The 23142-nt window shown below is 61.3% G+C and carries 17 protein-coding genes and 1 riboswitch; of the genes, 4 read left to right on the top strand and 13 right to left on the bottom strand.

Translation table 11 applies throughout. The features are described 5' to 3' along the window. Window positions 1-16: 16 nt before the first annotated feature. From VW35_RS19660 to nrdH, 13 genes are all read right to left on the bottom strand, one after another. Window positions 17-2290: a tetratricopeptide repeat protein gene (locus VW35_RS19660; protein WP_052951887.1), complete on the bottom strand. Its 2274-nt coding sequence runs from the start codon at window positions 2288-2290 to the stop codon at window positions 17-19. Next, a complete protein-coding gene (locus VW35_RS19655) occupies window positions 2287-3336 on the bottom strand; it encodes a family 8 glycosyl hydrolase (RefSeq protein WP_046144776.1) in 1050 nt (349 codons plus the stop codon). Before VW35_RS19655 ends, VW35_RS19660 begins: the two co-directional genes overlap by 4 nt. Then, window positions 3333-5582 (bottom strand): cellulose biosynthesis cyclic di-GMP-binding regulatory protein BcsB, encoded by a 2250-nt coding sequence (locus VW35_RS19650; protein ID WP_046144775.1) that lies wholly within the window; start codon window positions 5580-5582, stop codon window positions 3333-3335. Before VW35_RS19650 ends, VW35_RS19655 begins: the two co-directional genes overlap by 4 nt. After that, entirely contained in the window at window positions 5579-7747 is a 2169-nt protein-coding gene (bcsA, locus tag VW35_RS19645; RefSeq protein WP_046144774.1) for a UDP-forming cellulose synthase catalytic subunit, read from the bottom strand. Before bcsA ends, VW35_RS19650 begins: the two co-directional genes overlap by 4 nt. 27 nt (window positions 7748-7774) lie before the next feature. Continuing rightward, window positions 7775-8701 carry a cellulose biosynthesis protein BcsN gene (gene bcsN / locus VW35_RS20820; RefSeq protein ID WP_052951886.1) on the bottom strand — a complete coding sequence of 309 codons (927 nt, stop codon included), beginning with the start codon at window positions 8699-8701 and terminating at the stop codon, window positions 7775-7777. A gap of 343 nt (window positions 8702-9044) precedes the next feature. Then, on the bottom strand, window positions 9045-9710 hold the full coding sequence (locus VW35_RS19635) for an epoxyqueuosine reductase QueH (protein ID WP_046144773.1): 666 nt from the start codon (window positions 9708-9710) through the stop codon (window positions 9045-9047). 159 nt (window positions 9711-9869) lie between these two features. After that, window positions 9870-10781 (bottom strand): methylisocitrate lyase, encoded by a 912-nt coding sequence (prpB, locus tag VW35_RS19630; protein WP_046144772.1) that lies wholly within the window; start codon window positions 10779-10781, stop codon window positions 9870-9872. 14 nt (window positions 10782-10795) lie between these two features. Then, entirely contained in the window at window positions 10796-11929 is a 1134-nt protein-coding gene (gene prpC / locus VW35_RS19625; protein WP_046144771.1) for a bifunctional 2-methylcitrate synthase/citrate synthase, read from the bottom strand. 224 nt (window positions 11930-12153) lie between these two features. Further along, complete coding sequence (metE, locus tag VW35_RS19620; protein WP_046144920.1) at window positions 12154-14406, bottom strand: 5-methyltetrahydropteroyltriglutamate--homocysteine S-methyltransferase; 2253 nt, start codon at window positions 14404-14406, stop codon at window positions 12154-12156. 169 nt (window positions 14407-14575) lie between these two features. Further along, window positions 14576-14769: riboswitch (cobalamin riboswitch) on the bottom strand. A gap of 360 nt (window positions 14770-15129) precedes the next feature. After that, on the bottom strand, window positions 15130-16104 hold the full coding sequence (gene nrdF, locus VW35_RS19615; protein ID WP_046144770.1) for a class 1b ribonucleoside-diphosphate reductase subunit beta: 975 nt from the start codon (window positions 16102-16104) through the stop codon (window positions 15130-15132). A gap of 17 nt (window positions 16105-16121) precedes the next feature. Then, complete coding sequence (gene nrdE / locus VW35_RS19610) at window positions 16122-18296, bottom strand: class 1b ribonucleoside-diphosphate reductase subunit alpha (RefSeq protein WP_046144769.1); 2175 nt, start codon at window positions 18294-18296, stop codon at window positions 16122-16124. Then, window positions 18278-18682 carry a class Ib ribonucleoside-diphosphate reductase assembly flavoprotein NrdI gene (gene nrdI / locus VW35_RS19605; protein WP_046144768.1) on the bottom strand — a complete coding sequence of 135 codons (405 nt, stop codon included), beginning with the start codon at window positions 18680-18682 and terminating at the stop codon, window positions 18278-18280. Before nrdI ends, nrdE begins: the two co-directional genes overlap by 19 nt. A gap of 67 nt (window positions 18683-18749) precedes the next feature. Further along, window positions 18750-18971, bottom strand: coding sequence for a glutaredoxin-like protein NrdH (gene nrdH, locus VW35_RS19600; RefSeq protein ID WP_046144767.1), 222 nt, complete (start codon window positions 18969-18971; stop codon window positions 18750-18752). Between the two features lie 665 nt (window positions 18972-19636). Between nrdH and VW35_RS19595 the strand changes: the two genes are divergently transcribed. The 4 genes from VW35_RS19595 to VW35_RS19580 are packed head-to-tail and all read left to right on the top strand — an operon-like array spanning window position 19637 to window position 23131. After that, entirely contained in the window at window positions 19637-20545 is a 909-nt protein-coding gene (locus tag VW35_RS19595) for a metal ABC transporter substrate-binding protein (RefSeq protein WP_046144766.1), read from the top strand. Continuing rightward, on the top strand, window positions 20542-21429 hold the full coding sequence (locus VW35_RS19590) for a manganese/iron ABC transporter ATP-binding protein (RefSeq protein ID WP_046144765.1): 888 nt from the start codon (window positions 20542-20544) through the stop codon (window positions 21427-21429). The genes VW35_RS19595 and VW35_RS19590 overlap by 4 nt, the downstream gene beginning before the upstream one ends. After that, on the top strand, window positions 21429-22286 hold the full coding sequence (locus tag VW35_RS19585; RefSeq protein WP_046144764.1) for a metal ABC transporter permease: 858 nt from the start codon (window positions 21429-21431) through the stop codon (window positions 22284-22286). Before VW35_RS19590 ends, VW35_RS19585 begins: the two co-directional genes overlap by 1 nt. Then, on the top strand, window positions 22283-23131 hold the full coding sequence (locus tag VW35_RS19580; protein WP_046144763.1) for a metal ABC transporter permease: 849 nt from the start codon (window positions 22283-22285) through the stop codon (window positions 23129-23131). Before VW35_RS19585 ends, VW35_RS19580 begins: the two co-directional genes overlap by 4 nt. Window positions 23132-23142 lie beyond the last annotated feature (11 nt).

The following is a 23142-nucleotide window of genomic DNA, read 5'->3' as shown; positions in this document are numbered from 1 at the left end:
ATAACCGCCGGCGGCGCTATGAGCCAACGGCACTCCGCAAGGCCGAGCGGGCTGCGTCGAGCCCTGCAACAGCATCGCCGTAGCCGGTGGCGGCAACGGCTTCGAAAATGCGCTCGGCTTCGCGATAGCGCTTGAGGTGGTAGTAGGACCAGGCGCGCAGCGTCAGGAGGTCATTGCGTTCGGGCGCGTAGTGAGCACGCTGATCGAGAAGATTGAGCGCCATGGCATATTCGCCGATGTCATAGGCGCTGGTTGCCTTCTTGGTGAGGATCGAGATTTCGAGCTCAACGGCGCGCTTGTCCGAAATCGGGGCAGCAGCTGCGGCGACCGCGGCTTCGTCAGCAAGGCCCAGCCGGATATAGGCGAGCGACTGGCCATAGGCAGCGTCGCTCCGGATCGACTGGCTGGCTGAATCGAGCGCACGCTGAAAATGATCAACCGCCTGGGCGGGGCGGTTGAGATCCATAAGGCACCAGGCGTGGGAAAGTGCGGCTGAGGGGGAAAGGCTCATGGGCGGGCGGTAAACCTGGCAACCGCCGCCCGATCCGTCACCACCGCCTCCGCCACCACTGCCGGGATCAGCGGCAGGGACCGCTTCGCGATATTGCGCAACAGGCTGGGCCTGAACCACAGGCTGGGCCTGAACCACAGGCTGGGCCTGAACCACAGGCTGCGCCTGAGCGACACGAACCGGCTGCACCTGAGTGGTCGCGTGCACCGGACGAGGCTTGGGCAATGGCACGTTGAAGGTGGCGCCGGACACCGAGCCGAACTGGGCGATACGCACCGACCGGCTGCCCCAGGTGCGGCGGATTTCTTCGACCTTGGCGGTGTCATTCAGCGCGTTGGCCGCGACCATCAGGCCATAGGCGGCAGGCTCGAGATCGGCCTGCCAGCCGAGTGCGGTTTCGAACCATTCGACGGCAGTCTGCGGCTGGTTGAATGCATAGGCGTACCAGCCGAGCTCCTGGGCAATGTCGGGGTCGCGTGCATCAAGACCTGCCTTGACGATGCGGGAAAGAACATTGTCCTTGATGGTCGGCCGCGGCTGCAGCGCCAGCATGGCGGCCGCAGCATCGCGATAGACCTGGTTGATGGTGTCGTTTTCGTCGCTGTAGTCGGCAAGAATGTCTTCAGCTTCGGTAGGCTCTTCGAGCTGGAGAAGCGCGACACCGAGACCTTCGGCAGACGCCGCGGACGGATCGGCATCGAGCGCGGCTTCGAAATATTTGCGCGCATCGTCGGGCTGATTGCGATCGAGTTCGAAATAGCCAAGGAGCCGGAGATCGTCGGGGTTCTTGCTGGTTTCGGTGGTCTTGGCGAGGCGGGTGACGTCGTCAGCCTGAGCCTTTTCGCCGCCTTCTTCGAGCGAGGCGGCGATGGCGCGCCGGGCAAGATCGAGGCGCAGGACTTCGAATTCACCGACACCATCGGTGCCGGTCTTTTCGAGCGCCAGGAGCGGGGCCAGGTCGGCGCGAGCGAGCAGATCGATCGCCTTCTGCATGGTGGCGTAGCGCTCGCCGGTATCGGTGCAATTGGTCAGCACATAGCCATAAGCGTCGACGGCACGCTGCTTGTTGCCGGTCTTGGCGAAGGCTTCGGCGAGGCGCCAGAGATTGTCGACGCTGGCACAGGTCAGGAGCTGCGGCGCATTGGCAGCGATGGAAATCACCTTGGCGTAATCGGCGGCGTCGGAAGCGGCGCGCAGCTCGACGCCCGCTTCGCCACGCGAAATGGTTTCAAGAAGGTCGGCGGTGGGAACGAAGGCCGGGTCCTTGGCCTGCTTGTCGGCAATGGCGGCGCGGGCGCCGGCATAGTCACTGGCGGTCACGAGGTCCCAGATCTTGATGATGTCCTGGTCGGGCGTGAAATCGCTGGCTAGCGGGTCGGCGGGCGGCTGCCAATTGGGGTAGAGGGCGCGGAGGCGCTCGATCTCGCGCTGGAGGCGCACGGTGTCGCCCTGCTGGGCGAAATAGCGCAGCGCCGTTTCGTCCGGCGCGCCTGAAGCGGTCGTCTGCGGCACGGCCTGTGCGGTCAGCACCGGCTGTGGCGATGGCGGGGCTGCGATGATCGTCTGGACCGGGGTGGGCGTTGCGGGGGCCGCTTCAGTCTGGGAGACGATGAAGGGCGCAACGCCCGTGCGCGACACCGTAACAGGATCGATGGCGACCGGGGCCAGGGGCGGCGGCAATTCGGGCGCAGGCTGGCTCCAGCCGCGATTGACGAGCCCGAGCATGCCGATGGCAAGGCCGCAGAACAGGACCAGCGAAAAAGCCTCGGGCCGTCTCATTGCTCGGGCTCCGCGCTGATGCAGGCGAGGCGCTGGCGACGCAGATGATCGAGCATCAGCAATTGCAGCGTCGCGGCATAGTAGCTGGTCGGGTCGAGCGTGCGCAGCTCCGCGGGGACGGGGCGGCCGGTCGCAATGCATTCCATTGCAGCCTGGATCAGGCGGTAGCCTGGTTCCGAGATCGGTTCGATGGCCTTGCCGGTCGTCAGGTCGATCTTGAAGAGGCCGGCCGAAGACGCATTGTTGCGGAAGGGTTCGAGATAGGCGGGATCGACGCCGGCGCGCATCAGATAGACGGGAATGCGGATGCCGTTATAGCCGAATTCTGCTGGGAAGTTGGGCGCGGGTTCGACAGCGCCATCGCGCATGACGACCCAATCGCCGGGAATGCCGGCAGGTGTCGCCGTAGCGCGGCGGAGAAGTTCGAGGCCCGTGGCGCTGACAGCGTTCCAATCAATGACCGGATCGAGCTGGGCAAAGACGGGGAGGGTCTCGAAGACCCAATAGGACGGATTGAGGATCGGCTGGCCGCCGGTCTCGTCGGTGCCGGCAAAGCCTTCGGCTCCGGGGAGGATGGCGGGGAGGCCATCGGCGGAGGTGAGCATGGAGCGGCCGATGGTCTGGACCATCTTTTGCGCTTCGGCGCTGAGGGTAGGGTCGTTCCAGGTTTCGCCCGCCATGACGAGGCCATAGGCGATAAGCATGTCGCCGTCGGTGGCGTTGTTGGTGTCTGTGACGTGGGGATCGGCATCGGGCTCCCAGCGCCAGGCCGCAAGGCCATCCTCGCGGACCATCAGCTCCTTGCGCGTGAATTCGAGGATGCGATCGAAGGCCGCGCGATCTTCGGCCAGGGCCGAGAGAATGAGGCCATAGCCCTGGCCCTCGCTGTGGCTGATATTGCCGTTGCCGGTATCGACGACGCGGCCGCTCTCGTCGACGAAAGCATCGAGATAGCTTTGCCATTCTTCCGCGGTGAAGACCGATGCAGCCTGAGCCGGCACGAGCATGCATCCTCCAAGCAAGAGCGAAATCAGCCAGGATTTCATGACGGGCGTCCAATCCGGGTGAGAAGGCGAGAGGTAGCGAACATGAGGAGAATGCCGCCGACGACGATGGCGAGCGCGAAATAAACGATATTGCCCGAGAACCAGTTGGCGGCGACGCGGCGGGCGTTGAGGATCGACATGGGCTCGTCGGGAACAATGGTGACGTTGTTGGCCGCGATGGTCGTCACCCTCTCGTCGCGCGGCGCGATGGCGCTGACGCGGCCGCCGATCTGGCGCCAGGTGTCGGTATCGAGAAGCCGTTCCGTGCCGCTGACAAGGGTTGCGCCGGTTGCCGCGGTGAGGGTCGTCCAGAGCCCACCCTCGGGCTGGCGCATCTGGGAGACGACGACGGCATCGGCCGGAGGTTGATAGGGCTGGTCCGGAGTTGGGAGGACGCGGAGGTCAGTCAGGTTGAGGCCGACGGTTTCGAGCAGCCACTGCACCTGGCCGGCGAATGGACCACCGGGCTCGTTGGTCGCGAACTGGTCGAGAAGGGCTTCGTCATTGCGCTGGGCAGAGGATGCGCCAGTGCCGACGCCAGTGCGCGACAGATTGAGCGGGGAAATCGCAGTGGTCGGCATGACGATGAAAGCGTCGCTCTCCGCTGAGAGTTCCGCATCGGGGACGACCGAGAAATTGATGATGTTGCCCGAGGCGGTGGCGATGCGCGCGGCAAACATCAGCGCCGAAACCATGGACTCCTCGCCTTGGCCGATGGCAATGGGGACGGCTGTGTCGTTGACATAGGGCCAGGCCGTGCCCGTCAGCACCTGCAGGTCCGGCATGGTGACAGCGCGGGCGTAATCGGGGAGGCGGAGGGCGCTGGCGTTGGAGAGCACGAAGCGGACGGGAGAGCTGCCTGTCCAGCCGGCGGCGCAGGAGGCGTCGGAGCGCGTCTGCAGGTTCACCGACAGGGTCGCGACATTACGGCCCGGACGCAGATTGGTCATCGGGATGCGGATGCGGGTGTCCTTGAGGGCGCCGCCATCGGTGCGGAGAAGCGGGGTGGCCGAGGCGATTTCGCCATTGGTGTAGATGTCGATCTCGCTGCCGGGCAGCACGTCGCTGGAATAGGCGGCATCGAGCACCAGTTCGAGTTCGCCATAGCGATAGCCGTAAAAATCGGCGGGCAGCTCGAACTGAAGGTTGGTAGCGTAGCGGCGGCCGTTGAATTCGAGGCTATCGACGCCGAGGCCGCTGAGGGTGACCGAGGAATCGCCCTGCATCATCGGGGTGGGCGATGGGAGATCGTAGCGCGGGCGTTCGGGCGTGATCGGGGCGGCGGCGACAAGCGCATCGCCGGCGCGGGCGATTGCGTCCCAGGTGGGGCCGGAGATGACGAGCGTATTGGCGCCCGAGGCGACCGGAAGCATGGCGGCGAGGGGCCCGCTCGATGATTGCGCTCGGGCAGCGTCGTAGGCCGCGGGCAGTTCGGCCGCGGGCATGATGGCGACGTCGAGTATGCCGGGTTCCTGCGCAGCCGAAGGCGCGTCGGCAAAGGAAATAGTGAGCTTGGGGGTGCGGAGGGCGAGCCCGATCTGCTGGACAAGGCGCAGCATGGTGGCCTTCGCCGCAGGATCGGCCGTATCGGGGGCAAGAAGCCGGAGGGTGGTGTTGCCGGTCGCATCGACACCTACCGCGCCGAGTTCAGCCAATTGGTCGAGCCGGTCGAGGCCGGTGCCCTCAAAAATCAGCTGGGCGCTGTCGCTGGCGATCTCGGTCCAGAGTTCATAGGTGGAATCGACGGTGCAATCGGTGCGGTGGCGTTGGCTGGCGCGGAATTCGACGACATTGGCGCCAGCACGAAGAATGCCGGCGGGAATTTCGGCTGAAACCAGCGTCGGCGCCGAAGACGAGGCGATCTGCGCTGTGGTGATGTCGGTCTGGTTGACGCGTATCCGCAGGTTCGAGACTTCGGGCGCGACGACGAGGGCGTTGAGATAGGAGAACTGCAGCTTGGCCGGCGCTGCGGCCTGGGCGTCGGTCAGGTAGACGACGACGCCATCCTTGGACTCTTCGCCCTCAAGGCGAAGGTTGCCGGTGGGCAGCAGGTAGCGCGTGAAGCCTTGTGGCGCCGCGGGTTGCGCTTCTGCCGGGGTCGCAGGTGTGGCTGGAGCAGGGTCGGCTGGCTTGGTGACAAGACCGCTCTCGGGCGACATGTCGAAGGGCGCAGGCTGCTGAGCAGAGACACCAGCGGAAAGGGCAAGGAGCGCAACGGAGGCGAGAAGGGCGGGTTTGATCGTCATTTGCCAAGGGCCCTTCCCGAACCGAAGCGGAGAAGATAGCCGAGCCCGCGACCGGTTTGATAAAGCGCGATGCCGAGGAAGCGGACGGTGCCGCGGATGATGCCAATATTGACCTGACGCGCACTCTGGCGCATCTGCCAATTGCCCGAATTGGCGTAGATAAGATCGGCAATCAGGCGATAGTGCGAGCCGCGCTCGGGCATGTAGCGGCAGCCGAAGACGACGCCCTTCCCCTCCTGGGTAACCTGGCGGATGAAGACGGGCAACTCGTCGGCGCCGATATTGGCGAGCGGGGTGAAGCGCAGGGTCGTCGGCATGCCGCGACCAAGACCTGCCGAGCTATTGGGCATGCGCACGGCCACGCCGCCGCTCGAGACGTTGACCAGCATGGCGCGGGTCCATTCCCCATCGGTACCGCGCACTTCGCAGCGGCGTTCGACGGCGACGCGGCGGCTGCCCCAGCCTTCGCGGCGTTCGGAAACAACGCCGAGAGCACAGCCGGCAAGGATCAGGTTGAAGATGTTCCAGCCGCCCACCACCATCGTGACTTCGGCCTGATAGGGCTCGGCGCCGATCTTGTAGATGGTCATGCCGACGGCCAGCACGAGGAGGAGAAAGATCAAATAGAAGGGGCGCGCCAGTTCGGAGAGGCGCGAGGATTCAACGCTCTCGTCCTTGGCCGTCACCTTGAAGCTCGGCTTATAGGGGTTGCGGACGACCGAGAAGAGCGCGCCAAGCAGGTGTACGGACTGGATGAATTCGTAGAGCTCGGAAATCCAGGGCCAGCGCCAGCGCCCGAAGAGCGAGTTCTGCATGACCAGGTTCACCACGAAATAGGTAAGGGTATAGGCAGTGAACTCGCCGGCCGATGCGGTGAAGATCTGGAGATCGAAGAAGAGATAGAAGAACGGGGCGAAGAGGAAGATCATGCGCGGGATCGGGAAGAGCCAGAACATGGTCGAGGACATGTAGCAAAGCCGCTGAGCGACGGTTAGCCCCGACTTGAAGAGCGGAAAGCTGAACAGCATGATCTGCATCATGCCCTGGGCCCACCGGGTACGCTGGCCGATGAAGCTGGCAAAGGTCACCGGCTGCAGGCCCGCCACGAGGGGCTTATCGACATAGATCGAATTCCAGCCGCGGCTATGCAGTTCGATGGCGGTTTCGCAATCCTCGGTAATGGAGCGGCCGGAAAAGCCATTGGTGGTGACAAGGGCTTCGCGGCGGAGAAGGGCGGCCGATCCGCAGAAGAAGGCGGCGTTCCAGCGATCGAGCCCGCGCTGGATGACGCCATAGAACATCTCGTTTTCCGAAGGCATCACTTCGAAAGTGCGCAGATTACGCTCGAGCGGATCGGGATTGAGAAAGAAGTGCGGCGTCTGGACCAGGAACAGCCGGCTGTCGCGACCGAAGAAGGGCACGGTTTCCTGAAGGAAATCGCGCGCGGGAGCATGGTCGGCGTCAAAGACAGCGACGAATTCGCCGGTCGAATGGGCAAGGCCATTGTTGAGATTGCCGGCCTTGGCGTGCTCGTTTTTGGGGCGCGTCAGATAACGGCAGCCGAGCTCCTCGCAGAGCTGCTGGAGCTGCTCGTAGCGCTCCTGCGCAGCGGCGGCCTGTTCGGGATCGGGATTGTTGCGCTTGGCTTCGGTCGAGCCATCATCGAGCAGCCAGACGGTGAAACGATCTTCGGGATAATCAATGTCGCGCGCGGCAGCGAGGGTGCCGGCGAGGAGTTCGTAATCCTCGTTATAGGTGGGAATGAAGATGTCGACCGTCGGGACAGGCTCGCCGGGCGTGAGGCGGGTCGAGACATGGTTCGGCATTGGCCGGATAACGACGAAAAGGCTGAGGAACAGCATCATGATGCAGTACATCTCAGCGAGATAAAGGATCAGGCCGGGAATGAAGTCGGCCCATTGATCCATCGGCGGCAAGGTGCTGGTGGTGCGCCAGAAAGCGTAGCGCAGCACGATGATGGTGCCGAAGGTCAGGAGCAGCAGGCGCCAGTTGCCGTCGAGGCGCAGGAGCTTGATGATCATCATGCCGATCAGCAGCACCGAGGCGGTGACAAGATGGGTCTGGAGGCTGACGGGTACGGTGACCACGGACAGCACCACGGTCGAAACGGCCAGCCAGAAGAGAATGGTCAGCGCCCTGTTCATCGATTAGGCCTTCCTTACGGCTGGCTGTCAGTTGCCGCCCGTCGGCGGCGACGGCACGGTAACGGACGAGGTGGTCGGTCGGGGAACGGTCGGGCCGGTCGATTGGCCGCTCGTACCCGTGGGAGGTGGCACGATCGGTGCGCCGGCGGGTGGTACGGGGATGGCAGGGGCCGCGACCGCCTGGACAACAGGGGTGGCACGGGGAGCGGGGCGCCTCGCAACGACGGGCTGGCTCGATGGGATGACCTCGGCAAAGCCGTCGGCGCCGACCGGGCGGATGGGATTGGCGATCGCGCCGATCACGGCGGGCGCCTTGCTCGGCGGGAAAACGTTCACGTTGAGGCGCAGGCGATACATCAATTCGAGCAGCGCTTCTTCGGATACGCCCCGGCGGCAGGCCTGGACGCGAATGATGATGGTGCCGCGATCGACCGCGCCGGAGGGTTTCAACGTCGGTTCGATGCGCTGCCAGGCATAAAGGCAGGTGTCGCCATTAGCCGGCTTGGCAATCGCATAGCCAAAGGGGCCATAGGCGTTCTGAACGAAATAGGGCGAAACGGCCATGCCCGAGCCGGGCCAGGCGGCGAGCGCCTCCTCCGTCAGATTGACCTGGGTGAAGGGAATGTCCTTGAGCGCGGCATCGCTGCCATCGCCACCCTTGCCGATGAAGCGAATGACGCTGATCTTGTTTTCGCCAACGCTGCGCGCTTCGGTGGCAAGCGAAATATCCTGGCGGATGGCGTTGGGGTAGACGGTTTCCACGACAGTGACGATGGCGGGGCCGCCAGGCGGGGGAAGGATGACGGCGTCGGACGCGCGCACGATCTCAGCTTCCGAAGTCGGCATGTCGGTAGTGGTGGCGCAGCCGGCGAGCGCGCAGGCAAGCAGGCCGGCGGCAATGCCGGTTCGAGCAATCCGGCTCAGCTGGAGCCTGAATTTGAGAATGTCCTGCATGTCAGATCTAACCCGAGCCAAGCTCAAAAATGCTAGCAACGGCTTCTGCCTGCTGGATAGCTACGACAAAGCTTGGCAAAGTGTGGTTAATGACATGCTAATTCGATCGGTCGTTAATTTCCTATTCCCGGTAACCATTTAGGCCAGCCGATCTGGCCATTAGATTTTGAGACAAAAAATCCTGGAAATCCGGGTGTTTCACTCTGAACCAAGTTTCGAGGACGAGTGGACGCCAATAAATCGTTGGCTGTGAAAAAAATCGCGTCGGGCGACGGACGCGCCCGCAAAAAACAAAACCCCGGCCGAGGCCGGGGTGGGTGCATCCGTAGAATCCCCAATTGGGCTATTCCGAGGTCGTTTCCTTGCCGTAGTAATTCTGGCCCAGGACGATGCGGTCGCGGCCGGTGGCGATACGATGCTCGTTGGTGTCGCGCAGCGAATAAACGCAGCCGCAATATTCCTGCTGGTAAAATTCTTCGCGCTTGGAGATTTCGATCATGCGGGCCGAGCCGCCCCCCTTGCGCCAGTTGTAATCCCAGTAGCTCAGGCCCTCATAGGGCGCGACGGCGCGTTTGCCGCTTTCATTGATCTGCGCCATGTTCTTCCAGCGCGAAATGCCGAGCGAACTGGTCATCACCGGAAAGCCATGCTCATGGGCGTAAAGCGCGGTGCGCTCGAAGCGCATGTCGAAGCACATGGTGCAGCGGATGCCGCGCTCGGGCTCGTGCTCCATGCCTTTTGCACGGGCGAACCAGTTGTCGCGGTCATAATCGGCATCGATGAAGGGCACGCCGTGCTTTTCGGCGAAGCGCACATTCTCGTCCTTGCGCAGGAGATATTCGCGCTTGGGGTGAATATTGGGATTGTAGAAGAAGATCGTGTAATCGACGCCGGACGCGAGCATGGCTTCCATCACTTCGCCCGAGCAAGGGGCGCAGCAGGAATGGAGCAGCACTTTTTTCTCGCCGCTTGGCGGTGTGAGGACGGGACGTTCGATGGTTTCGCTCATAGGCGCGGCATAGCAAAAGCTAGGCGGGATTTCCAGTTTTTCTGGCATCCTCTGTGCCGTTGCAGTCCGTTACCACCGGGATTGTCCCGGTAGTCCTTGCTTGTCACGATTTCGATTGCCCGGACAAGCCGGGCAATGGCGGCGCTTGTGGGTCTCCGCTCAGACCGGATCAGGCACGATCGTCGCGACGATCGAGGCGTCGAGCGCTTCATAATCGGCGAGGCCGATCGTTTCATAGAGTTCGGCGCGGGTCTGCATCTCGGGGACCATGGCCTTGGTCGAACCATCCCGGGCGATGGTGGCGTAGAGCTTTTCCTGCGCCTTGTTGGCGACGCGAAGCGATGAGACCGGCCAAATGACCATGCGGTAGCCCATCTCCTCGAATTCTGAGGCGGTGAAGAAGGGCGTCTTGCCGAATTCGGTCATGTTGGCGAGGAGCGGTACGCCGGGCATGCGCCGGGCGAATTCGCGGAACATCTCGGCCGTGGTCAGGGCCTCGGGGAAGATCGCGTCGGCGCCGGCTTCCATATAAAGTTTTGCGCGGGTCACCGCGCCATCCATGCCCTCGCTGGCGGCCGCATCGGTGCGGGCGACAATGTAAAGGTGACGGCGGGCCTTGGCGGCAGCGTTGACCTTGGCGGCCATGTCATGGGCCGTCGCGAGCTTCTTGTCGTTGAGGTGGCCGCACTTTTTGGGCAGGAGCTGATCCTCGAGATGCACAGCGCCGGCGCCGGCCTCCTCGAAGGCGCGGACCATGTGCATGACATTGAGCGCCTCGCCATAGCCGGTATCGCCATCGACGAGGACGGGAAGACCGGACGAGCGGGCGACCTGCCTGATGAAGAAGGAGACCTCGTCGACCGTGATGATGCCAAGATCCGGCAGGCCCATCGAGGCGGTCATGGCTGCGCCCGAGAGATAGAGCGCCTCGAAGCCGGCTGCCTTGGCCTGGAGGGCGGCCATGCCGTTATGGGTGCCGGGCAGGCGCAGGATACCACCACGCTCGATCAGATTGCGGAAGCGCAGGCCCGCGGGTTCGGTGGGCAGGTCCGAGGACAAAAGATAGGGCATGGCGAATCCTGAAATTAGCGCTGGTCGATCGGCACGAAGGTGAGATCGTCCGGCCCGGTATAGTTGGCCGAGGGGCGGATGATCTTGTTGTCCTGGCGCTGCTCGATGACGTGGGCGGACCAGCCGGAGGTGCGCGCGATGACGAAGAGCGGGGTGAACATCGAGGTCGGCACACCCATCATGTGGTAGGAAACGGCGCTGAACCAATCGAGATTGGGGAACATCTTCTTGGCATCGGCCATGGTCGCTTCGATGCGCTCGGCGATGTCGTACATCTTGGTCGAGCCGGCTTCCTTCGAGAGATCTTCGGCGACGGTCTTGATGACGACATTGCGCGGATCGGAGACGGTATAGACCGGATGACCGAAACCGATGATGACTTCGCGGTTTTCGACGCGCTGGCGGATATCGGCCTCGGCTCCGTCGGGATCGGCATAGCGCTTCTGGATATCGAAGGCGACTTCGTTGGCGCCGCCATGCTTGGGGCCGCGCAGGGCGCCGATGGCGCCGGCAATGGCCGAGAACATGTCTGAGCCGGTGCCGGCAATGGTACGGGCAGTGAAGGTCGAGGCGTTGAATTCGTGCTCGGCGTAAAGGATCAGCGAGACGTGCATGGCCTTGACGTGGCTCTCGCTCGGCGTTTTGCCATGCAGCAGGTGGAGGAAGTGGCCGCCGACGGAATCGTCGTCGGTTTCGGCCTCGATGCGCCGCCCGTTGTGGGAGAAATGATACCAGTAAAGCAGCATCGAGCCCTGACTGGCGATCAGCCGGTCGGCGATGTCGCGGGCGCCGGCGTGATTGTGGTCGTGGGCTTCGGGGAGAACGCAGCCAAGGGCGGAAACGCCGCTGCGGAGGACGTCCATGGGGTGGGTCGCAGCCGGCAAGAGCTCGAGCGACTGGCGCACGATGGCGGGAAGACCGCGCAGGGATTTGAGCTTGGTTTTATAGGCGGCAAGTTCGGCGCGGGTGGGCAGGGTGCCGTGGACGAGGAGATGGGCGACCTCTTCGAATTCGCATTGGCGGGCGAGATCGAGAATGTCGTAGCCGCGATAATGCAGATCATTGCCGCTGCGGCCAACGGTGCAGAGCGCGGTATTGCCGGCAACGACGCCCGACAGGGCCACCGATTTTTTCGGCTTCAAGGTCATAAAGGTCCTCCCGATTTGGCTCGCACTATAGGCAGGAGGGGGAGGGAGTAAAGGGATGGGGGCATGCCGAATTGGCAGCGCCGCATTCCGCGGCTCGGGCGTCACCACCGGGTTTATCCCGGTGGTCCATGCTGAGGCGAGATGGATTGCCGGGACATGCCCGGCAATGATGATGGTTTAAGCATCGGGACAGAATGGCTGCCCGGAAGCTCATCGGATCGCCCCTATGCCCGTAACGCCTTCGCGGCGCTCACCAAGTTGATCAGCGAGGCCCTCACCTCCGGCCAGCCGCGGGTTTTTAGGCCGCAGTCGGGGTTGACCCAGAGCTGGTCGGCCGGGATGCCCTCGGCGGCCTTTTGCATCAAGGCAAGCATATCGGCCTCGCTCGGCACGCGGGGAGAATGGATGTCCCAGACGCCGGGACCGATTTCGTTGGGATATTTGAAGTCGCGGAATGCTTCGAGCAGCTCCATATCCGAGCGGGAGGTTTCGATGGAAATCACGTCCGCGTCCATCTCGGCGATGGCGGGCATGATGTCGTTGAATTCGGCATAGCACATATGGGTGTGGATCTGCGTTTCGTCGGCAACGCCCGAGGCGGAGAGACGGAAGCAATCGACGGCCCAGCGCAGGTAGGAGTTCCAATCGCGCTGTCTAAGCGGCAGGCCTTCGCGCAGTGCCGGCTCGTCGATCTGGATGATGCCGATGCCGGCCTTTTCGAGGTCGAGCACCTCGTCGCGGATGGCGAGGGCAATCTGGCGGCAGGTTTCCGCGCGCGGCTGGTCGACGCGAACAAAACTCCATTGCAGGATGGTCACGGGCCCCGTCAGCATGCCTTTCATCGGCTTGTCGGTGAGCGAGGCAGCAAAGGCCGACCAGCGGACGGTCATGGCCGAAGGGCGCGAAACATCGCCGAAGATCACCGGCGGCTTGACGCAGCGCGAGCCATAGGACTGGACCCAGCCATTTTTGGTGAAAGCAAAGCCATCGAGCTGCTCGCCAAAATATTCGACCATGTCATTGCGCTCGAATTCGCCATGTACCAGCACGTCGAGCCCGATGTCTTCCTGGATGCGGATGGACTTTTCCGTTTCCTGTTCGAGGAAAGCATCGTAACCGGCGGCATCGAGCAGGCCCTTCTTGAAGGCGGCGCGGGCTTCGCGGACTTCCCTGGTCTGGGGGAAGGAGCCGATGGTGGTCGTCGGATAAGACGGCAGATTGAACTTTTGGCGCTGTTTGGCGCGGCGTGCAGCAAAGCCAGACGCCCGGTCGAGGGCGATGGTTTGAGCCGAGCGCGCCTTGACCGCGTCCTTATGGATGCGCGGGGAGGCGCGGTGTGCGGCTGCCGCGGCGGCCGATGTGTCGAAAGTCAGCTTTGCCGCGGCGCGGCCTTCCCGTTGCGCCTGGGTCAATGCAGCCACTTCCCCTAGCTTTTGCTTGGCAAAGGCCATCCAGGATTTCAGTTCGGCATCGAGATTGGTTTCGGCGTCGAGATCGACCGGGCTATGCAGCAGCGAACAGGACGGCGCGATCTCGAGCCGGTCGGGCCCGATCTGGTCCCAAGCGCGGGTGACGAAGCCGAGCGCGCGATCAAGATTGGTTCGCCAGATATTGCGGCCATCGACAACGCCAACCGAAAGCGTCTTGTCCTCGGGGAGCACCGCAAGCACGTCTTCGAGTTGTTCGGGAGCGCGGACGAGATCGATGTGGAGGCCGGCAACGGGCAGGGTGGCCGCGAGTTCGGTATTGTCGAGGAGCGCCCCAAAATAGGTCGCAAGGAGCACTTTTGGCCCGGCCTTGCTCAGGACCTCATAGGCCATTTGGAAGGCCGCCCTCTGCTTGTCCGAGAGGTCGAGCACGAGGACGGGCTCATCGATCTGCACCCATTCGGCACCTTCGGCCCTGAGCGTGCGCAGGAGCTCGGCATAAACGGGCACGAGCGTGTCGATCAGATCGAGCGGATCGAGGCCGTTGTCCTTGGCTTTGGCAAGGCTAAGGAAGGTGACGGGGCCAACGATGACCGGACGGGTCTCGAGGCCGAGAGCTTTGGCTTCGCGATAGTGACCAACCGGCTTTTGAGCATTGAGCGCAAAGCTCTGCCCGGCATGCAGTTCTGGGACGATGAAATGATAATTGGTGTCGAACCACTTGGTCATTTCCATTGCCGGGGCGGCAGTGGTGCCGCGGGCCATGGCGAAATAGCGTTCGTCCGCATCCGCGATTTCGGCAAAACGCGGCGGAATGGCGCCGACCAGCACGGACGTATCGAGCACGTGGTCGTAAAAGGCGAAATCGTTGGAGGGAATGACGTCGATGCCGGCGTCGCGCTGCAGCGTCCAATGGCGTGCGCGCAGCTCTCTTGCGGTGGCGTGGAGCGCTGCGGCGTCGGTCTCGCCCTTCCAGAAGCTTTCCTGGGCTTTCTTGAGTTCCCGGTGGAGGCCGATGCGGGGGAAGCCGAGATTGGCTGAACGGGTCATGTTTTTCCTTATGCGATAGCGTGCCCGGCGCAGGTTTTTGCGCAGGCTGAAATGGTTGGGCATGTTATGAAAAGACGGCCGTTGGCCGGCTTCAGCGTCGCATTCGGAAATCGAGACGATCTATCGTCATGGGTCTTGTCCTCTCCCTGATCCGCCCGATCAGAGCCAAGTGAATACACCGCCCAAGGTAGGTCTCCTGGCTCGCGGATCGAACCGGATGCTCGCCTTCCCGGCATGCTGACGCCAGTGGACCCATGAACATCCGTTTCCGCCGACAGTTGCGGGGGCAGCTCCGGACTTGAGCCGCAGCCGCACCGGATTCCCTGTTATCCCCTTGCGGGGACCTTGAACGAGACGAGGATGGCGGAGGCAAGGAGATAAGTCAATAAGGATATAAAGATGTCTTTATGTTAGGTTTAGGTTTTGCCGGTCGGTGGTTTCCTTGCTGGCACCAGCGTGGCAGCTTTTGGTGGCGGAGTGAGTAACCCAGGGGCACGAGGTGTCGTTTCAATGCTCCTGCCAAGGCGTGAGAGACTTCTCCATTCCGCGATAAATCGGGTTGCGCGGGGACTTTCTGCATGTGCGACGCACAAAAGGAAATTGGAACCCCCTCATCCGCCCTTCGGGCGCGTTCTCCCTCGATGGGAGAAGGGGTTCGGCGGGCCGCGCAGCGCTGATCAGAAAGGGCGCCATCTGGCGCCCTTTTCGTTTTGGATGACAGGATCAAAAATCCCAGTCTTCGTCCTCTGTGGCAATCGCCTTACCGATGACATAGCTCGAGCCTGAGCCCGAGAAAAAGTCGTGGTTTTCGTCGGCGTTCGGCGAGAGGGCCGATAGGATGGCGGCGTTGACCTTGCAGGCTTCGGGCGGGAAGAGGGCTTCGTAGCCAAGGTTCATCAGCGCCTTGTTGGCGTTGTAGTGGAGGAACATCTTGACGTCTTCGGCAAGGCCGACGCTGTCATAGAGGTCTTCGGTGTAGCGCGCTTCGTTGTCATAGAGTTCGAGGAGGAAATCGAAGGCAAAATCCTTGATTTCCTGCTTGCGCTCTTCGGAAAGGCGCTCGATCTCGCGCTGGAACTTATAGCCGACATAATAACCATGGACCGACTCGTCCTTGATGATGAGGCGGATGAGGTCGGCGGTGTTGGTGAGCTTGGCGCGGCTCGACCAATACATGGGCAGATAAAAGCCGGAATAGAACAGGAAGCTTTCGAGGAAGACGGAAGCAACCTTCTTCTTCAAGGGATCGGCGCCGTCATACTGTTCCATGATCAGCCGCGCCTTGTGCTGCAGGAATTCGTTTTCTTCCGACCAGCGATAGGCGTCGTCGACGTCCGGCGTCAGGCACAGGGTCGAAAAGATCGAGGAATAGGAGCGGGCATGGACCGCTTCCATGAAGGAGATGTTCGACAAAACCGCTTCTTCATGCGGGGTCTGCGCATCGTTCATCAGGCGAACGGCGCCAACGCCGTTCTGGATGGTGTCGAGCAGGGTGAGGCCGGTGAATACGCGGATGGTCAGCTTCTGCTCTTCCGGCTTCAGCGTCGCCCAGGACGGGATGTCGTTGCTGAGCGGCACCTTTTCGGGCAGCCAGAAGTTGGAGGTCAGGCGGTTCCAGACCTCGAGGTCCTTATCGTCCTGGATGCGGTTCCAGTTGATCGCGCGGACGCGGCTCAGCGGCTTTACGTGAACGTTCATAACAGTTTTGCCCTTGGTCACAGCGCGCAGGAAACGCAGCCCTGCACTTCAGTACCCTCGAGGGCCAACTGGCGCAGGCGGATGTAGTAGATGGTCTTGATGCCCTTCTTCCAGGCGTAGATCTGCGCCTTGTTGATATCGCGGGTGGTCGCGGTATCGCGGAAGAACAGGGTCAGCGACAGGCCCTGGTCGACGTGCTGGGTGGCCGCCGCATAGGTGTCGATGATCTTTTCCGGGCCGATCTCATAGGCATCCTGGTAATATTCCAGGTTGTCGTTGGTCATGAAGGCGGCCGGATAGTAGACGCGGCCGATCTTGCCTTCCTTGCGGATCTCGATCTTGGAGACGATCGGATGGATCGAGGAGGTCGAGTGGTTGATATAGGAGATCGAGCCGGTCGGCGGCACGGCCTGCAGGTTCTGGTTGTAAAGGCCGGTCATCATGACCTTGGCCTTCAAATTAAGCCAGTCTTCCTGGGTCGGGATGTGAATGCCGGCGTCTTCGAAAAGCTTTGCGACTTTTTCGGTCGCGGGCTTCCATTCCTTAGTCGTGTACTTATCGAAATATGTGCCGTCGGCATATTTCGACTTTTCAAAGCCCTTGAAGGTCTGCTCGCGTTCGGTGGCGATCAGGTTCGACGCGCGGATGGCGTGATAGGTCACCGTGTAGAAGTAGATATTGGTGAAGTCGATGCCTTCTTCGGAACCGTAGAAGATGCGCTCGCGGGCGAGATAGCCGTGCAGGTTCATCTGTCCAAGACCGATCGCGTGGCTATCGTTATTGCCTTGGGCGATCGAGGGCACGGACGAGATATTGCTCATGTCCGACACGGCGGTCAGCGCACGGATCGAGGTTTCGATGGTGCGGCCGAAATCGGATGAATCCATCGCGGCGGCGATGTTGAGCGAGCCGAGATTGCAGGAAATATCCTTGCCCATCTTGGTGTAGCTCAGGTCTTCGCTGAATTCGCTTGCTTCGCTGACCTGCAGGATTTCCGAGCAGAGATTGGACATGGTGATGCGGCCCGCGATCGGGTTCGCCTTGTTCACCGTGTCCTCGAACATGATGTAGGGATAGCCGCTTTCGAACTGGATCTCGGCGATGATCTGAAAGAACTCGCGGGCCTTGATCTTCTTCTTCTTGATCCGCCCATCGGCGACCATTTCGCGGTACTTTTCGGTGACCGAGATTTCGGTCATCGGCACGCCATAGACCTTCTGCACGTCATAGGGCGAGAACAGGTACATGTCCTCGTTGTTCTTGGCCAATTCGAAGGTGATGTCGGGGATCACGACGCCGAGCGAGAGCGTTTTGATGCGGATCTTCTCATCGGCATTTTCGCGCTTTGTATCGAGAAAGCGCATGATGTCAGGGTGGTGTGCATGGAGATAAACCGCACCCGCGCCCTGGCGCGCGCCCAGCTGATTGGCATAGGAGAAGCTGTCTTCGAGCAGCTTCATGACCGGAAGCACGCCCGAGGACTGGTTTTCGATCTGCTTGATCGGGGCGCCCATTTCGCGAATGTTGGTCAAGCTCAGGGCCACGCCGCCGCCGCGCTTTGAAAGCTGTAGCGCCGAATTGATCGAGCGGCCGATCGATTCCATGTTGTCTTCGACCCGCAAGAGGAAGCACGAAACAAGCTCGCCGCGCTGCTTCTTGCCGGCATTGAGGAAGGTCGGGGTCGCGGGCTGGAAACGGCCCGAGATGATCTCGTCGACAAGCTGCTTGGCGAGCACTTCGTCGCCACGCGCGAGCGCCAGCGCCACCATGCAGACGCGATCTTCGTAGCGCTCGAGGTAGCGTTTACCGTCGAAGGTCTTGAGCGTATAGGACGTATAATATTTGAACGCGCCGAGGAAGGTCGGGAAGCGGAACTTCTTGTCGTAGGCGTAATCGTAAAGATCGCGCACGAAGTTGAAGGAGTACTGATCGAGCACGTCCTGCTCGTAATAGCCTTCTTCGACGAGATAACTGATCTTCTCGCGCAGATTGTGGAAGAAGACGGTGTTCTGGTTGACGTGCTGCAGGAAGTACTGGTGCGCCGCCTGCTTATCCTTGTCGAACTGGATATTGCCATTGTCATCATAAAGATTGAGCATGGCATTGAGCGCGTGGAAATCCAGCGACTGGTCCTGGCCCAGGCCCTTGGCGGCGGGGCGTTCTTCGGTGCGGTCTAGTGTGAGCGTGTCCAAAACCGTTCGAGTCCTTGCTTGACGTTTGTCACATCCTCTTCGGTACCGAGCATTTCGAACCGATAGAGGAGGGGGACGGCACATTTGGCGCTGACAATATTGCCAGCCTCGCCATAGGCCGCACCGAAATTCGTGTTGCCGGCCGCGATCACGCCGCGAATGAAACCGCGATTGGCCGGATTGTTTAAAAACTTAATGACTGGCTTGGGCACAGCGCCCTTGCCGTCGCTGCCGCTATAGGTGGGAAGAACCAGAACAAATGGTTCATCCACCACAGGCGGCTCGCTGCCGGCATCGACCGGCAGCCTTACGCTCGCAAGGCCCAGCTTCTTGACGAAGCGATGGGTGTTTTCCGAACTGCTGGAATAGTAAACGATGGTGCCCATGGTTCCCGGCTTCGGTTCCCTTGGTGCGCGGACGGAAATTCCAGCATCCGCGCAAACCCCTTTTTCGTTAGGCAAGACCGCCGATCATGTCGGGTCGGAAGCCGGCCCAGTGCTGATCGCCAGCTACTACCACTGGTACCTGGCGGTATCCCATTTCTTCGACGCGCGCATAGGCTTCGGCATCTTCGGAAATATCGACCACCGTATAGTCGATGCCCTTTCGGTCGAGCGCACGCGTGGTCGCGGTGCACTGAACGCAGGCTGGCTTGGAATATACGGTGACGGTCATCTTGTCCTCACAGGGATTGGTCTAGAATAAGAGGGTTCAACGCTTTGCTAGTCACTTTAAACGCGCGCTGGCGAAGGGCTCGTCCCCACGGCTTTCGCCAGCCTCGGGCTTGGTCTTTTCATGAGAATCGATCATGCCCCGAACGCTATATATAGTATGCAGCAGCATTCCTTACTGCAACGTATATGGTTTGTGACGGTTCCGTCATTGGCCCTTGACATCATAGGTTATTGGCCAAGGCATCCGGAAATCCGAGACTTTTGAAGGTTGCAGATTCGAGGCAGCGGCGCTTGCAAATTGCTCCTTCTGTCCGATCACTTTGCGCGCGTGTGGATAAGGTTGGGGATGAAGCCAATCCAGCAGGGCGAATCCTCAAGCAGTTGCAAGGACATGGCCTGAGCAAGGCAATTCTTCCGGCTAATAGCCCGTCCATCCGGCCTCAATTTCGGCCTATCAAGGCTTCTTGCACATCGAAAGGCGGGATTGGCGCCACCACTATATATAGTGTGTACGGCTTCTGATGGGAGGGCTGCTTTCCGGTGGCCAGAGGCACGGATGAACAATCCTCTCTCATCGGTCGCTTTTGCGATTCATTCCCACTTGCAACTTTCAGCGTACAGATCCATTGTGTGCAAATGCAAACCATTCGCAAAAAGGCAGATTGAATGCTGTTTGGAACACGGCGTCGTGCCATCGGAGCAGTGCTGGGCCTTGGGCTGGCGGTTGCGCTGCCCATTTTGCCAAGCCAGGCCCAGGACAAGTTCAAGGCGGTTACGAGCTTCACCGTGATCGCCGATATCGCGCGGAACGTCGCCGGCGACGCGGCCGAGGTGCAATCGATCACCAAGGCTGGCGCCGAAATCCACAATTACCAGCCGACGCCGGGCGACATCCAGCGTGCGCAGGGCGCCGATCTCGTTCTCTATAACGGGCTCAATCTCGAGCTTTGGTTCGAGCGCTTTTTTGCCAATCTGCGCGATGTGCCGAGCGTTGTGGTGTCGGAGGGGGTGGAGCCGATGGGCATTGCCGAGGGACCCTATCAAGGCAAGCCTAACCCACATGCGTGGATGTCGCCCAGCGCTGCCATGATCTATGTCGACAACATCCGCGATGCCTTTGTCGAGCACGATCCGGCCAATGCCGAAACCTATAAGGCAAATGCCGAAGCCTATAAGGCGCAGATTGCGGCAATGATCGCGCCGATTCAGGCTGAGCTCGTCGCCGTGCCCGAAGAAAAGCGCTGGCTTGTGACGTCGGAAGGCGCGTTCTCCTATCTCGCGCGCGATTTCGGGCTCAAGGAACTTTACCTCTGGCCGATCAATGCCGACCAGCAGGGGACGCCCCAGCAAGTGCGCAAGGTGATCGACGCCATGCGTGAAAACCAGATCGGCGTAATCTTTTCGGAAAGTACCATTTCGCCCGCGCCGGCCGAACAGGTGGCGCGGGAAACCGGAGCCAAATATGGCGGCGTGCTTTACGTCGACTCGCTGACCGAAGCCGATGGGCCGGTGCCGACCTATATCGACCTTCTCCGCGTCACCTCCGAAACCATCGCCAAGGGGCTTGCCGAATGAACGCGCCGCTTCGTCACGCCGAAGTCGAGGCCGGCAGCGGCATCGCGGTTTCCGGCGCCACGGTCACCTATCGCAACGGCATGACCGCGCTCCGCGATGCGAGCTTTGCCATCCCCACTGGCACGATTGCCGCGCTTGTGGGGGTCAACGGTTCGGGCAAGTCGACGCTGTTCAAGGCCATCATGGGGTTCGTGCGCCTGGCGCGCGGCGAGATTTCCGTGCTTGGCATGCCGGTCGCCGAGGCGCTGCGGAAAAATCTCGTCGCCTATGTGCCGCAGGCCGAAGAGGTCGACTGGAACTTCCCGGTGCTCGTCGAAGACGTCGTGATGATGGGGCGCTATGGCCATATGGGCATGCTGCGCATCCCCAAGAAGGCCGACCACGAGGCCGTCGATGCGGCGCTGGCCCGAGTCAACATGACCGAATTTCGCAAGCGCCAGATCGGCGAGCTTTCCGGCGGCCAGAAGAAGCGGGTGTTTCTGGCCCGGGCGCTGGCCCAGGATGGACGGGTTATCCTGCTCGACGAGCCCTTTACCGGCGTCGACGTCAAGACCGAGGATCAGATCATTGCGCTCCTACGCGAATTGCGCGACGAGGGCCGGGTCATGCTGGTCTCGACCCACAATCTCGGCTCGGTGCCGGAATTTTGCGATCGTACGATCCTGATCAAGGGCACGGTGCTCGCCTATGGGCTAACCGAGGAGACCTTTACTCAAAACAATCTCGAAAAGGCCTTTGGCGGCGTTTTGCGTCATTTCGTGCTCAGCCACGCGGCTGGCAACGAACAATCCGGTGTTGGCGTATTCACGGATGACGAGCGGCCATTGCTGTTCGAAGGCGGCAAGGCGCGGCGACACACGCCGGCCGAGGGGGAGCCGCGATAATGGAGCTCCTGCTCGAGCCGTTTTCCTACGGCTATATGACCAATGCCATGTGGGTCTCGGCCCTTGTCGGGGCGGTCTGTGCTTTTCTCTCCTGCTATCTGATGCTCAAGGGGTGGTCACTGATCGGCGACGCCTTGAGCCATTCGATCGTTCCGGGGGTCGCTGGCGCCTATATGCTGGGGCTGCCCTTTGCCGTCGGAGCCTTCTTTTCCGGTGGGCTCGCCGCGGCGGCCATGCTTTTTCTCAATCAGCGCACCAAGCTCAAGGAAGACGCCATTATCGGGCTGATCTTCTCGGCCTTTTTCGGGCTTGGGCTGTTCATGGTTTCGGTGTCGCCGGTCTCGGTCAATATCCAGACCATCGTGCTTGGCAATATCCTGGCGATCACGCCTGAGGATACGCTGCAGCTCGCCATTATCGGCTTCGTCTCGCTGGCCATTCTCCTGGCCAAGTGGAAGGACCTGATGGTCACATTCTTTGACGAAAGCCACGCACGTTCGATCGGACTGCGGCCGACCGTTCTGCGAGCTGTGTTCTTCGTGCTGCTGTCGGCGTCGACGGTTGCCGCCATGCAGACGGTCGGGGCGTTTCTGGTTATCTGTCTTGTCGTTACGCCAGGCGCGACCGCGTATCTATTGACTGACCGGTTCCCGCGGTTGCTTGCCATCGCGGTGACGATTGGCACGGTGACGAGCTTTGTCGGTGCCTATGTCAGCTATTTTCTTGATGGCGCGACGGGCGGCATCATCGTGGTGATGCAGACCGCGATTTTTCTCCTCGCCTTCTTGTTTGCGCCCAAACACGGGCTGTTTGCCGCCCGCCGTCGAGCGGCCGAAGCGCTGGAGGCTGCAGAATGACCCTTTGGGATTTCATCATCCTGCCGTTCCAGTTCGAGTTCATGAACAATGCACTGATCATCTCCGCCCTGGTCGCCGTGCCGATGGCGCTCCTGTCATGCTTCCTCGTGCTCAAGGGCTGGTCGCTGATGGGTGACGCCATCTCGCACGCCGTGTTTCCCGGCGTGGTGCTGGCCTATATCTTGGGCATACCCCTCGCCATCGGGGCTTTCGTCGCCGGCATGTTTTCGGCAGTGGCGACCGGCTATCTCAAGGACAACAGCCGGATCAAGCAGGACACCGTGATGGGTGTCGTCTTCTCCGGCATGTTCGGGCTTGGGCTTGTGCTCTATGTCAAGATCCAGTCCGACGTGCATCTCGACCATATCCTTTTTGGCGACATGCTGGGCGTCAGCATGGGCGACATCATCCAGGCCCTCGTCATCGCGCTCCTCGTCGCTGTGATCATCGGGCTTAAATGGAAGGACTTCCTGTTGCACGCTTTCGATCCGGGGCAGGCACGGGCCGTGGGGTTACGGGTCGGGCTGCTGCATTATGGTCTCCTCGCGATGATCTCTTTGACCATCGTCGGCGCCTTGCAGGCGGTGGGGATCATCCTCTCGATCGCCATGCTGATTGCGCCCGGTGCAATTGCTTTCCTCCTGACGCGGCGCTTTTCGATCATGCTGATGCTGGCGACCGTCATTGCGCTCGTTGGATCTGTGTTGGGGGTCTACCTGTCGTTTTTCATGGATAGTGCGCCGGCGCCGACGATCGTCCTCTTGCTGACAATCGTATTCATCTGCGCCTTCATCGTTTCGACCGGCCGAGCACGGCAGATCGAAAGCCAGGAGATGGCGAGCTAAAGCCCGCCATT

It is taken from the genome of Devosia soli (assembly GCF_000970455.1).
GTDB classification, from domain to species: domain Bacteria; phylum Pseudomonadota; class Alphaproteobacteria; order Rhizobiales; family Devosiaceae; genus Devosia; species Devosia soli.
Note: the sequence above shows the minus strand (reverse complement) of the source record. Positions and strands in the feature narration are given on the sequence as shown.